This window comes from Streptomyces olindensis (assembly GCF_040645895.1).
GTDB classification, from domain to species: domain Bacteria; phylum Actinomycetota; class Actinomycetes; order Streptomycetales; family Streptomycetaceae; genus Streptomyces; species Streptomyces olindensis.
On the sequence record NZ_JBEYZD010000010.1, the window covers coordinates 124,663 to 137,008 of the forward strand.

Consider the following 12,346-nt stretch of genomic DNA (forward strand, 5'->3'; position numbering starts at 1 on the left):
GAAGGGCTGGGTTATGAGGTGGGAGTCGAGGCGGCTCTGCGGCCCGCCCTCGCTGTGGAGATCTGCCGTACGACCCGGGGGCCGAGCACGGACAGAACGAGCAGGACGCCGGTGACGACGATCTGCGACTGGGCGGAGACGTCCTGGAGGCTCATCACGTTCTGCAGCGCCCCGAGGAGGAACACGCCGGCGATCGCGCCGCCCAGCGTGCCCTTGCCGCCGTCGAAGTCGATACCGCCGAGCAACACGGCCGCCACGACGGAGAGTTCCAGACCCGTGGCGTTGTCGTAGCGGGCGCTGGCGTAGTGCAGCGCCCAGAAGATGCCGGTCAGCGAGGCCATCAGACCGGTCAGGGTGAACAGGATCAGCTTCTGCCGCTTGACCCGGATCCCGGCGAAGCGGGCCGCCTCCTCGCTCGCCCCGATCGCGAACAGCGAGCGGCCGAACGGCGTGGCGTGCAGCGCGACCACCGCGATGGCGAGCAGGACGAGGAACGGCAGGAAGGCGTACGGGATGAAGGTGTCGCCGATGCGGCCGGCCGCGAAGTCCAGGTACTGCGTCGGGAAGTCGGTCACCGCGTCCGAGCCGAGCACGATCTGCGCGATGCCCCGGTAGGCGGCCAGGGTGCCGATGGTGACGGCGAGGGACGGCAGTCCCAGCCTGGTCACCAGCAGGCCGTTGATCAGTCCGCAGACCACGCCCAGCAGCAGGCAGATCGGGATGATCGTCTCGATGGCCATGCCCTGGTTCCACAGGGCGCCCATCACCGCTCCGGACAGACCGGCCGTGGAGGCCACCGACAGGTCGATCTCGCCGGAGACGACCAGCAGGGTCATCGGCAGCGCGATCAGCGCGATCGGCAGCGTGTTGCCGATCAGGAACGACAGGTTGAGCGCGTTGCCGAACCCGTCGACGAAGCCGAAGGAGAACAGCAGGACGACGATGAGGAGTACACCGACGACCGTGTCCCAGCGGACCGCTCGGCTCAGGGAGATGTCAGCCATGGCGGGCGTTCCTCTTCTTCAGGGCGGAGGCCACGCGCAGCGCGACGATCCGGTCGACCGCGATGGCGAGGATGAGCAGGATGCCGTTGATGGCGAGCACCCAGACGGAGCTGACGCCGAGGGCGGGCAGCACGCTGTTGATGGAGGTCAGCAGCAGCGCGCCGAGGGCCGCGCCGTAGACACTGCCGGAGCCGCCGGTGAAGACCACGCCGCCGACCACGACCGCGCTGACGACGGTCAGTTCGTAGCCGTTGCCGGTGCCGGAGTCGACGTTGCCGAACCGGGCCAGGTACATCGCGCCGGCGAGTCCCGCGAGGGCGCCGCAGAAGGTGTACGCGGCGAGGATCCGCTTGCGGACCGGGATGCCGGCGAGGCGGGCGGCCTCCGGGTTGGAGCCGAGGGCGTACAGTTCGCGGCCGCTGCCGAAGTGCTTGAGGTAGTAGGCGGTGGCGACGAGGACCACCAGGGCGATCAGCGCCAGGTACGGCACCGCCGAGATGCCGCCGGAGCCGAAGTCGACGAAGCCGCCGGGCAGGTCGGCCGCGGTGATCTGCCGGGAGCCGACCCAGATGGAGTCGATGCCGCGGATGATGTACAGCGTGCCGAGGGTGACCACGAGCGCGGGCACCTGGCCGAGGCTGACGAGCAGTCCGTTGAGCAGTCCGAAGCCGATGCCGAGCAGCACGGCCAGGGCGATCGCGACGACCGGGTTGCCGCCGCCCTGGAGGTAGGTGCCGGCGGCGAAGGCGCTGATGCCGAGGGTGGAGCCGACGGACAGGTCGACGTTGCGGGTGATGACGACCAGCGACTGGCCGGTGGCGACCAGGACGAGGATCGTCGCGTTCAGCAGCAGGTCCTTGATGCCCTGCTCGGAGAGGAACTCGCTGTTGCCGGCCTGGGTGACGGCGATCATCACCAGGAAGACGACCAGGATGGCGAGTTCGCGCATCTTGAAGACGCGGTCGACGAGCCGGGTGCCGCTCGACTTGGGCACGTCGGCCACGGGGGCCTCTTGCGGGGTCACGACCGTCATGCGGCGGCCCTCCCGGTGGCTGCTGCCATCACGGTTTCCTCGGTGGCGTCGGAGCGCGGGATCTCGGCGGTGAGGCGGCCCTCGTGCATCACCAGCACGCGGTCGGCCATGCCGAGGATCTCGGGCAGGTCGGAGGAGATCATCAGGACGGCCACCCCGTCGGCGGCCAGCTGGGACAGCAGCCGGTGCACCTCGGCCTTGGTGCCGACGTCGATGCCGCGGGTCGGCTCGTCGACGATCAGCACCTTCGGGCCGGTGGCGAGCCACTTGGCGAGGACGACCTTCTGCTGGTTGCCGCCGGAGAGCGTGTTGACCGTGTCGGCGATGCGGGCGTACTTCACCTGGAGCTTGACGGCCCAGTCGAGGGAGCGGCTGCGTTCGGCGCCGCGGTCCATGAGCCCGGCCTTCACGGTCGTGCGCAGCCCGGTGAGGCCGATGTTGCGCTCGATGGACATGTCCATCACGAGGCCCTGGGCGCGCCGGTCCTCGGGGACCAGGGCGAGTCCGGCGGACATCGCGGTGGAGGGGGCGCCGTTGACCAGGGCCCTGCCGCGGACGGAGACCTCGCCGGCGTCCCAGCGGTCGATGCCGAAGATGGCGCGGGCCACCTCGGTGCGGCCTGCGCCGACGAGGCCCGCGAGTCCGACGATCTCGCCGTGCCGGACCTCGAAGGAGACGTCGGTGAACACGCCCTCGCGGGTCAGCCGGCGCACGCTCAGGGCGACCTCGCCCGGCTCGACCTCCTGCTTGGGGTACAGCTCGTCGAGGTCGCGGCCGACCATGCGGCGCACCAGGTCGTCCTCGGTCATGCCCTCCAGGGGCTCGCTGGCGATCCAGGCGCCGTCGCGCAGGGTGGTGACCCGCCGGCAGATCTCGAAGATCTCCTCCAGCCGGTGGGAGATGAAGAGCACGGCGGCGCCCTGCTCGCGCAGGGTGCGCACGACACCGAAGAGACGGGCGACCTCGCTGCCGGTGAGGGCGGCGGTCGGCTCGTCCATGATCAGGACGCGGGCGTCGAAGGACAGGGCCTTGGCGATCTCGACGATCTGCTGGTCGGCGATGGACAGGCCGCGCGCGGGCCGGTCGGGGTCGAGCTCGACGCCGAGGCGCTTCATCAGCTCGGCGGTCGCGTTGCGTGTGGCCTTGTGGTCGATCCGGCCGAGGGCGCGGCGCGGCTGGCGGCCCATGTAGATGTTCTCGGCGATCGACAGGTCGGGGAAGAGCGTCGGCTCCTGGTAGATCACGGCGATGCCGGCGTCGCGGGCGTCGCCGGGGCCGTGGAAGGCCACGGGCGCACCGTCGAGCAGCACCTGGCCGGCGTCCGGCCGGTGCACTCCGGCGAGCGTCTTGATGAGGGTCGACTTGCCGGCACCGTTCTCACCGGCCAGGGCGTGCACCTCCCCGGGGAACAGCTCCAGGGAGACGTCCCGCAGGGCGCGGACCGCGCCGAAGGACTTCGAGACGTCCTTCAGTGCCAGAACCGGGGCCGGACCCGTGGTGGACGGGTGGGTCATGGGGGCTCCTCGACGACGCCTGCGGGAGCGCCTCGCGGCGTCGTGGGCGTCGTGAAAGGTTTCAACTGGGTTGCCGGGACGTTAGGCGGGTCGCGCATGTCACGTCAATGGGTTCCGGTCGAAAAAGTTTCGAAGCCAGAAGGTCACGCGCTGGTCACGGGAAATCGTCTTGGTCGGAGGGGTTGACACCCCTTCGGGGGGCCCCTAACTTCGCGTCCTGAATCGTTTCATTCAGTGGTCGTCCCGCGTGGCCGTGGCGACCCGATGTCTCAGGAGTTCTGACGTGACCGAGCTCGCCGCGGCGAAGGCCGCTCTCAAGACACAGGCCGTCGAGACGCCGTCGTGGGCGTACGGGAACTCCGGCACGCGGTTCAAGGTGTTCGCGCAGCAGGGCGTTCCGCGCACGCCGCAGGAGAAGCTGGACGACGCGGCGAAGGTGCACGAGTTCACCGGGGTCGCCCCGACGGTCGCCCTGCACATCCCGTGGGACAAGGTCGACGACTACGCGGCGCTGGCGAAGCACGCCGAGGACCGCGGGGTGCGGCTCGGGGCGATCAACTCCAACACCTTCCAGGACGACGACTACAAGCTCGGCAGCATCTGCCACCCGGACGCCGCGGTGCGGCGCAAGGCCGTGGACCACCTGCTGGAGTGCGTCGACATCATGGACGCCACCGGGTCCACGGACCTGAAGCTGTGGTTCGCCGACGGGACGAACTACCCCGGGCAGGACGACATCCGGGGACGGCAGGACCGGCTGGCCGAGGGGCTGGCCGAGGTGTACGAGCGGCTCGGGGACGGGCAGCGGATGCTGCTGGAGTACAAGTTCTTCGAGCCGGCGTTCTACACGACGGACGTGCCGGACTGGGGCACCGCCTACGCCCACTGTCTGAAGCTCGGGCCGAAGGCCCAGGTCGTCGTCGACACGGGGCATCACGCGCCGGGGACCAACATCGAGTTCATCGTGGCGACGCTGCTGCGGGAGGGGAAGCTCGGCGGGTTCGACTTCAACTCGCGGTTCTACGCGGACGACGACCTCATGGTGGGCGCCGCGGATCCGTTCCAGCTGTTCCGGATCATGTACGAGGTGGTGCGGGGCGGGGGGTTCTCGCCCGAGGTCGCGTTCATGCTCGACCAGTGCCACAACATCGAGGCGAAGATCCCGGCGATCATCCGGTCCGTGATGAACGTGCAGGAGGCCACGGCGAAGGCGCTGCTGGTCGACGGGGACGCGTTGAGTGCGGCGCAGCGCGGTGGGGATGTGCTGGAGGCGAACGCCGTGTTGATGGACGCATACAACACGGATGTGCGGCCGTTGCTCCGGGAGGTGCGCGAGGAGATGGGGCTGGACCCCGAGCCCCTTGCCGCGTACCGGCGGTCCGGGTGGGCCGAGAAGATCGTGGCTGAGCGGGTTGGCGGGCAGCAGGCGGGGTGGGGTGCGTAAGCGTCTGCCGAGTTCTGTGATCTGCGGGGTGCGGGTTCTCTGTGGTTGATCGCGCAGTTCCCCGCGCCCCTGAAAAGAAGGCACCTCTCCCGCTCTCTCTTGAAAAGGAACTGTTCATGGCTACCCATCCCGAAGCTGCCGCTCTGCTGGCACGGTCGCACCGGCTCGGGGCCGATCCCCGGAACACCAACTACGCGGGGGGCAACGCCTCCGCCAAGGGCACCGAGACCGATCCCGTCACCGGTGGGGACGTCGAGCTGATGTGGGTCAAGGGATCCGGGGGTGATCTCGGGACGCTGACCGAGGCGGGACTGGCCGTGTTGCGGCTGGACCGGATGCGGGCACTCGTCGACGTGTACCCGGGCGTGGAGCGCGAGGACGAGATGGTCGCCGCGTTCGACTACTGCCTGCACGGCAAGGGCGGGGCCGCGCCGTCCATCGACACCGCCATGCACGGGCTGGTCGAGGCCGCGCACGTCGATCATCTGCACCCGGACTCCGGGATCGCGCTCGCCTGCGCCGCCGACGGGGAGAAGCTGACCGCCGAGTGCTTCGGGGACACGGTCGTGTGGGTGCCGTGGCGGCGGCCGGGGTTCCAGCTGGGGCTGGACATCGCCGCCGTGCAGAAGGCCAACCCGCAGGCCATCGGCTGCGTCCTCGGCGGACACGGCATCACCGCCTGGGGTGACACCTCCGAGGAGTGCGAGCGGAACTCGCTGCACATCATCCGGACCGCCGAGAAGTTCCTCGCCGAGCGCGGGAAAGCCGAGCCCTTCGGGCCGGTGATCGAGGGGTACGCGGCGCTCGGCGCCGGTGAGCGGCGGGAGCGGGCCGCCGCGCTCGCGCCGTACGTGCGCGCCCTCGCCTCGCAGGACCGGCCTCAGGTGGGGCACTTCACCGACTCCGAGGTCGTCCTCGACTTCCTCGCGAGCGCCGAGCACCCGAGGCTCGCCGCGCTCGGCACCTCCTGCCCGGACCACTTCCTGCGGACCAAGGTGCGGCCGCTGGTGCTGGACCTGCCGCCGACCGCCCCGCTCGACGAGGCCATCGCGCGGCTGAAGGAGCTGCACGCGGAGTACCGCGAGGAGTACGCCGCCTACTACCGGCGGCACGCCGAGCCCGACTCCCCCGCCATGCGCGGCGCCGACCCGGCGATCGTGCTGATCCCGGGGGTCGGCATGTTCTCGTTCGGCAAGGACAAGCAGACCGCCCGGGTCGCGGGCGAGTTCTACGTCAACGCCATCAATGTGATGCGCGGGGCGGAGGCCGTGTCCACGTACGCGCCGATCGAGGAGTCGGAGAAGTTCCGCATCGAGTACTGGGCGCTGGAGGAGGCCAAGCTCCAGCGGATGCCGAAGCCCAAGGCGCTCGCGACGCGGGTGGCGCTGGTGACCGGTGCCGGCAGCGGGATCGGCAAGGCCATCGCGCACCGGCTCGTGGCCGAGGGCGCCTGTGTGGTCGTCGCCGACCTCAACACGGAGAACGCCGAGGCCGTCGCCGAGGAGCTGGGCGGCCCCGACAAGGCCGTCGCCGTGACCGTGGACGTGACGTCCGAGGAGCAGATCGCCGAGGCGTTCCGGGCGGCGGTGCTGGCCTTCGGCGGTGTCGATCTCGTGGTCAACAACGCGGGCATCTCGATCTCCAAGCCGCTGCTGGAGACCTCCACCAAGGACTGGGACCTGCAGCACGACATCATGGCCCGCGGCTCCTTCCTGGTGTCGCGGGAGGCGGCCCGGGTGATGATCGCCCAGGAGCTGGGCGGTGACATCGTCTACATCGCCTCGAAGAACGCCGTCTTCGCCGGTCCCAACAACATCGCCTACTCGGCCACCAAGGCCGACCAGGCCCACCAGGTGCGGCTGCTCGCGGCCGAGCTGGGCGAGCACGGGATCCGCGTCAACGGGATCAACCCCGACGGTGTCGTGCGCGGCTCGGGCATCTTCGCCGGCGGGTGGGGTGCCAAGCGGGCCGCCGTGTACGGGGTCGAGGAGGAGAAGCTGGGCGAGTTCTACGCCCAGCGGACCATCCTCAAGCGCGAGGTGCTCCCCGAGCACGTGGCCAACGCGGTGTTCGCGCTGACCGGCGGGGACCTCACCCACACGACCGGTCTGCACATCCCCGTCGACGCCGGCGTCGCGGCCGCCTTCCTGCGATGAGCGCGGACGTGAAGTCGTACGCCGCGGTCGACCTCGGCGCGTCCAGCGGGCGCGTCATGGTCGGCCGCGTCGGCCCGGACAGCCTGGAGCTCGCCGAGGCGCACCGCTTCCCCAACCGGCCCGTGCGGACGCCCGAGGGGCTGCGCTGGGACGTCCTCGCCCTGTACGCCGGAGTCCTGGAGGGGCTCAGGGCGGCCGGGCAGGCCGACTCCGTCGGCATCGACAGCTGGGCCGTGGACTACGGGCTGCTCGACGCGGACGGGGCGCTGCTCGGCAACCCGGTGCACTACCGGGACGCGCGGACCGAGGGCGTCGCGGAGAAGGTGTGGGCGACCGTGCCCGCCCAGGAGCTGTACGCCGCGACCGGTTTGCAGTACGCGCCCTTCAACACCCTGTACCAGTTGACGGCGGCCCGGTCGACGGCCCAGCTCGCCCAGGCGCGGCGGCTGTTGCTGATGCCGGACCTGCTGACGTACTGGCTCACCGGCGAGCAGGGCACCGAGCTGACCAACGCCTCGACCACCCAGCTCATCGACCCGCGCACCCGGGACTGGGCGTACGGCGTCGCGGAGCGCCTGGGGATCGACCTCGGGCTGTTCGCGCCGCTGCGGCAGCCCGGTGATCCGGCGGGGCTGCTGCGTCCCGAGGTGCTGGAGGAGACCGGGCTGGCCGGTCCCGTGCCGGTGACGGCCGTCGGATCGCACGACACCGCGTCGGCGGTCGCGGCCGTCCCCGCGACGGGTGAGCGGTTCGCCTACATCTGCACCGGCACCTGGTCGCTGGCCGGCCTGGAGCTGGACGCGCCGATGCTGACCGAGGAGAGCCGGGCGGCCAACTTCACCAACGAGCTGGGCCTCGACGGCACGGTCCGCTACCTGCGCAACATCATGGGGCTGTGGCTGCTCCAGGAGTGCGTGCGGGCCTGGGGCGACCCGGACCTGGGCGGGCTGCTGCTGGAGGCGTCCAAGGCAGAGGCGCTGCGGTCGGTCGTGGACGCGGGCGACGCGGCGTTCCTGGCGCCGGGGCGCATGCCCGAGCGGATCGCCGAGGCGTGCCGGGCCTCCGGGCAGCCCGTGCCCCGGACTCCCGGCGAGGTGACGCGCTGCATCCTCGACTCGCTCGCCCTCGCGCACCGCAAGGCCGTCCAGGACGCGCAGCGGCTCGCCGGGCAGACGGTGGACGTCGTGCACGTGGTGGGCGGCGGCACGCGCAACGCGCTCCTGTGCCAGCTGACCGCCGACGCCTGCGGGCTGCCGGTGGTGGCCGGGCCGACCGAGGCGGCCGCCCTCGGCAACGTGCTCGTGCAGGCCCGGGCGCACGGACTGGTCGGGGACCTCGCGGGCATGCGGGACCTGCTCGTGCGGACCCAGCCGCTGACCCGGTACGAGCCGCGGGGCGGCACCGAGCGGTGGCGCGCCGCGCAGGCCCGGCTCGCCGGGGACTGACGGGGTCTCCCCCGGGGCTCGTGCCCGGACTACGCTGCACTCATCCGATGATCGACCACAAGGAGCCGCGATGCGTGTCGCCCTGTTCCTGACCTGTGTCAACGACACGCTGTATCCGGACACCGGGCGCGCTGTGGTGAAACTGCTGACCAGGCTGGGGGTCGAGGTCGACTTCCCGATGGCGCAGACCTGCTGCGGGCAGGCGCACTACAACACCGGGTACCGCCATGAGGCCGAGCCGCTCGCCCGGCATTTCTCCGATGTCTTCGGCGAGTACGAGGCGATCGTGACGCCGTCCGGGTCGTGCGGGTCGATGGTGCGGGAGCTGTATCCGCGGATGGGCGAGCGGGCCCGGGCCGAGGGCCGCGGGGACAGCCTCGCGGCCACCCTGGCGCCGGTGGTGCCGAAGACGTACGAGCTCACGGAGTTCCTGGTGGACGTGCTGGGCGTGACGGACGTCGGGGCGTACTACCCGCACACGGTGACCTACCACCCGACCTGCCACGGACTGCGCGGGCTGGGGCTCGGCGACCGGCCGCGGCGGCTGCTCCGGGCGGTCGAGGGGCTGGAGCTGGTGGAGCTGCCGGGGGCCGACGAGTGCTGCGGGTTCGGCGGCACCTTCGCGCTGAAGAACTCCGACGTCTCGGCGGCGATGGGCGCGGACAAGGTGCGCAACGCCGAGTCGACGGGCGCGGAGGTGCTGTGCGCGGCCGACAACTCCTGTCTGATGCACATCGGCGGCACGATGGCCCGGCTGCGGACCGGCATGCGGCCGGTGCACATCGCGGAGATCCTGGCGAGCACCAAGGAGGAACCGGCCGTATGAGCGGAACGTTCGTCGGGATGCCTGCGTTTCCCGAGGCCGCGCGAGAGGCAGTCGGCAACTCGACCCTGCGCGGCAATCTGCGGCACGCCACGCACACCATCCGCGCCAAGCGGGCGAAGGCCGTGTCGGAGGTGTCCGACTGGGCCGAGCTGCGCGAGGCGGGCAAGCGGATCAAGGACCACACGCTGCGCCATCTCGACCGCTACCTGGAGCAGTTGGAGGAGTCGGTCACGGCCGCGGGCGGCGTCGTGCACTGGGCCGCCGACGCGGCCGAGGCCAACGAGATCGTCACCCAGCTGGTGAAGATGACCGGCGAGTCGGAGGTCGTCAAGGTCAAGTCGATGGCCACGCAGGAGATCGGGCTCAACGAGGCGCTGGAGGCCGCGGGCATCCACGCCTACGAGACCGATCTCGCCGAGCTGATCGTGCAGTTGGGCAAGGACCGCCCCTCGCACATCCTCGTGCCGGCCATCCACCGCAACCGGGGCGAGATCCGCGACATCTTCGCCCGGGAGATGAGCGAGTGGGGCCGCCCCGCCCCCGAGGGCCTGACCGACACGCCCGCCGAACTCGCCGAGGCGGCCCGGCTGCACCTGCGGGAGAAGTTCCTGCGGGCCAAGGTCGGCATCTCCGGCGCCAACTTCATGGTCGCCGAGACGGGCACGCTCGTGGTGGTGGAGTCGGAGGGCAACGGTCGGATGTGCCTGACCCTGCCCGAGACGCTGATCTCCGTCGTCGGCATCGAGAAGATCGTGCCCACCTGGCAGGACCTGGAGGTGTTCCTGCAGACCCTGCCCCGCTCCTCGACGGCCGAGCGCATGAACCCGTACACGTCGACCTGGACCGGCACGACCGACGGGGACGGGCCGGGCACCTTCCATCTGGTGCTGCTGGACAACGGCCGCACCGACACCCTCGCCGACGAGGTCGGCCGGCAGGCGCTGCGCTGCATCCGCTGCTCGGCGTGCCTGAACGTGTGCCCGGTGTACGAGCGGGCCGGCGGCCACGCCTACGGCTCGGTCTACCCCGGTCCGATCGGCGCGATCCTCAGCCCCCAACTGCGGGGCACGGGCAGCGACATCGACGCCTCGCTGCCGTACGCGTCCTCGCTGTGCGGGGCGTGCTACGAGGTGTGCCCGGTCGCCATCGACATCCCCGAGGTGCTGGTGCACCTGCGGGAACGGGTCGTGGAGGGCGGTGAGGTCACCCGGGAGGGCAACAAGGTGGTGCTGCGGCCCGCGAAGGGCCATGCCGCCGAACGGGCGGCGATGCGCGCGGCCCGCTGGGCGTTCACGCACCCGGGCGCGCTGCGCACCGGCCAGCGCGCCGCCTCCCGGACCCGTCGCTTCCATCCCCGTACTCTGCCGGGCCCGGGCAAGGCGTGGAGCGGGACCCGGGAACTGCCGCCGGTGCCCGCCGAGCCGTTCCGGGACTGGTGGCAGCGCACGCGCGGCGGAAAGGACGGGGCGAAGTGAACAGCAGGGAGCGGATCCTGGGGCGGGTGCGGCGCGCGCTCGCCGACGCGCCGGCCGACGACGCGCCGATCGCGCGGGACTACCTGCGCGAGCACGGCGAGCGGACCGTCGCCCAGACGGTGGAGCTGCTCGCCGAGAACCTGGCGGACTACCGGGCGATCGTGCACCGCACCGACAGCGCCGGGCTCCCCGGGCTGATCGCGGGGCTGCTGGAGCAGCGCGGGTCGGCCTCGGTGCTGGTCCCGCCGGGGCTGGACGAGGGCTGGCTGGCGGCGACCGGCGTGACGCGGGTGGCCGACCGGGCCGGGAGTACGCCGCACGAACTCGACCGGGTGGACAGTGTCGTGACGGCCTGTGCGGTCGCGATCGCGGAGACCGGGACGATCGTGCTGGACGGTTCGCCCGACCAGGGGCGGCGCCGGATCACCCTCGTCCCGGACCATCACATCTGCGTCGTCCGCGTCCCGGGCCAGGTGGTCTCCTCCGTGCCGCAGGGACTCGAACGCCTCGATCCGGCCCGCCCGCTCACCTGGATCTCCGGGCCGTCGGCGACCAGCGACATCGAGCTGGACCGGGTCGAGGGGGTGCACGGGCCGCGCACGCTGGAGGTGATCCTGGCCGGCGAGGACTGACCGGGCTCAGGGCAGGATCGAGTCGACGTAGCCGCCGTCGACGCGCAGGGCACCGCCCGTGGTCGCCGAGGCCTGGTCGGAGGCGAGGTAGACGACCATGTTGGCGATCTCCTCGGGCTCGATCAGCCGTTGCAGCAGCGACTGCGGGCGGTGCTGCCGCATGAAGGCGCGCTGGGCCTCGTCCCAGGGCAGGTCGCGGTCGACGAGCTGGTAGACGAAGTCCTCCACCCCGCCCGTGTGGGTCGGTCCGGCGATGACGGAGTTCACCGTGACGCCCGTGCCGGCGGCCTGCTTGGCGAAGCCCCGGCTCACGGCGAGCAGGGCGGTCTTCGACATGCCGTAGTGGATCATCTCGGCGGGGATGACGACCGCCGAGTCGCTGGCGATGTTCTGCACGCGTCCCCAGCCGCGCTCGGTCATGCCGGGCAGCACGAGACGGGTGAGGCGCACGGCGGCCAGGACGTTCACGTCGAAGTAGCGCCGCCACTCCTCGTCGCTGATCTGAAGGGGGTCGGCGGACTCGAAGACACCGAGGTTGTTGACGAGGATGTCCACCTGCCCCAGGGCGTCCAGCGCCTGCCCCGCGCCCTGGTCGGTCGTCACGTCGGCGGCCACGGGCACCAGGTCGGCACCGGGGACCTCGCCCTGCATCCGCTCCACGGCCTCCTGGACGCGCGGGGACGAGCGGCCGTTGACGCCGACCCGGGCGCCGGCCCGGGCCAGGCCCGACGCGATCGCGGCGCCGATGCCCTGCGTGGAGCCGGTCACGAGAGCGGTGCGGCCCTTCAGATCGATCTGCATGCCGTGTTCAGCCCTT

Annotated in this window: 10 protein-coding genes; 6 read left to right on the forward strand and 4 right to left on the reverse strand. The window is 71.4% G+C overall.

What is annotated here, in order from left to right:
• Nucleotides 1–11: 11 nt before the first annotated feature.
• From ABZ948_RS08740 to ABZ948_RS08750, 3 genes are read right to left on the reverse strand one after another with little or no spacing between them, the layout of a single operon-like run.
• Nucleotides 12–1,004, reverse strand: a complete 993-nt coding sequence (locus ABZ948_RS08740) for an ABC transporter permease (protein ID WP_359758215.1) — start codon at nucleotides 1,002–1,004, stop codon at nucleotides 12–14.
• Entirely contained in the window at nucleotides 997–2,037 is a 1,041-nt protein-coding gene (locus ABZ948_RS08745) for an ABC transporter permease (RefSeq protein WP_359758216.1), read from the reverse strand. The genes ABZ948_RS08740 and ABZ948_RS08745 overlap by 8 nt, the downstream gene beginning before the upstream one ends.
• Nucleotides 2,034–3,551, reverse strand: a complete 1,518-nt coding sequence (locus ABZ948_RS08750) for a sugar ABC transporter ATP-binding protein (protein ID WP_359758217.1) — start codon at nucleotides 3,549–3,551, stop codon at nucleotides 2,034–2,036. The genes ABZ948_RS08745 and ABZ948_RS08750 overlap by 4 nt, the downstream gene beginning before the upstream one ends.
• 283 nt (nucleotides 3,552–3,834) lie before the next feature.
• On the opposite strand from ABZ948_RS08750, the gene rhaI reads away from it, so the two are divergent.
• The 6 genes from rhaI to ABZ948_RS08780 all read left to right on the forward strand — a co-directional run bounded on the left by rhaI (nucleotide 3,835) and on the right by ABZ948_RS08780 (nucleotide 11,529).
• The gene (rhaI, locus tag ABZ948_RS08755) at nucleotides 3,835–4,995 is read left to right on the forward strand and encodes an L-rhamnose isomerase (RefSeq protein ID WP_359758218.1); all 1,161 of its coding nucleotides are present in this window, start codon (nucleotides 3,835–3,837) and stop codon (nucleotides 4,993–4,995) included.
• 116 nt (nucleotides 4,996–5,111) lie between these two features.
• Nucleotides 5,112–7,151, forward strand: coding sequence for a bifunctional aldolase/short-chain dehydrogenase (locus ABZ948_RS08760; RefSeq protein WP_359758219.1), 2,040 nt, complete (start codon nucleotides 5,112–5,114; stop codon nucleotides 7,149–7,151).
• Nucleotides 7,148–8,596: a rhamnulokinase gene (locus ABZ948_RS08765; RefSeq protein WP_359758220.1), complete on the forward strand. Its 1,449-nt coding sequence runs from the start codon at nucleotides 7,148–7,150 to the stop codon at nucleotides 8,594–8,596. Before ABZ948_RS08760 ends, ABZ948_RS08765 begins: the two co-directional genes overlap by 4 nt.
• Before the next feature lie 70 nt (nucleotides 8,597–8,666).
• Nucleotides 8,667–9,422 (forward strand): (Fe-S)-binding protein, encoded by a 756-nt coding sequence (locus ABZ948_RS08770; RefSeq protein ID WP_359758221.1) that lies wholly within the window; start codon nucleotides 8,667–8,669, stop codon nucleotides 9,420–9,422.
• The gene (locus tag ABZ948_RS08775; RefSeq protein ID WP_359758222.1) at nucleotides 9,419–10,897 is read left to right on the forward strand and encodes a LutB/LldF family L-lactate oxidation iron-sulfur protein; all 1,479 of its coding nucleotides are present in this window, start codon (nucleotides 9,419–9,421) and stop codon (nucleotides 10,895–10,897) included. The genes ABZ948_RS08770 and ABZ948_RS08775 overlap by 4 nt, the downstream gene beginning before the upstream one ends.
• The gene (locus ABZ948_RS08780; protein ID WP_359758223.1) at nucleotides 10,894–11,529 is read left to right on the forward strand and encodes a LutC/YkgG family protein; all 636 of its coding nucleotides are present in this window, start codon (nucleotides 10,894–10,896) and stop codon (nucleotides 11,527–11,529) included. Before ABZ948_RS08775 ends, ABZ948_RS08780 begins: the two co-directional genes overlap by 4 nt.
• 6 nt (nucleotides 11,530–11,535) lie before the next feature.
• Here ABZ948_RS08780 and ABZ948_RS08785 read toward each other — a convergent pair whose 3' ends face one another.
• On the reverse strand, nucleotides 11,536–12,330 hold the full coding sequence (locus ABZ948_RS08785; RefSeq protein WP_359758224.1) for an SDR family NAD(P)-dependent oxidoreductase: 795 nt from the start codon (nucleotides 12,328–12,330) through the stop codon (nucleotides 11,536–11,538).
• Between the last annotated feature and the right edge of the window lie 16 nt (nucleotides 12,331–12,346).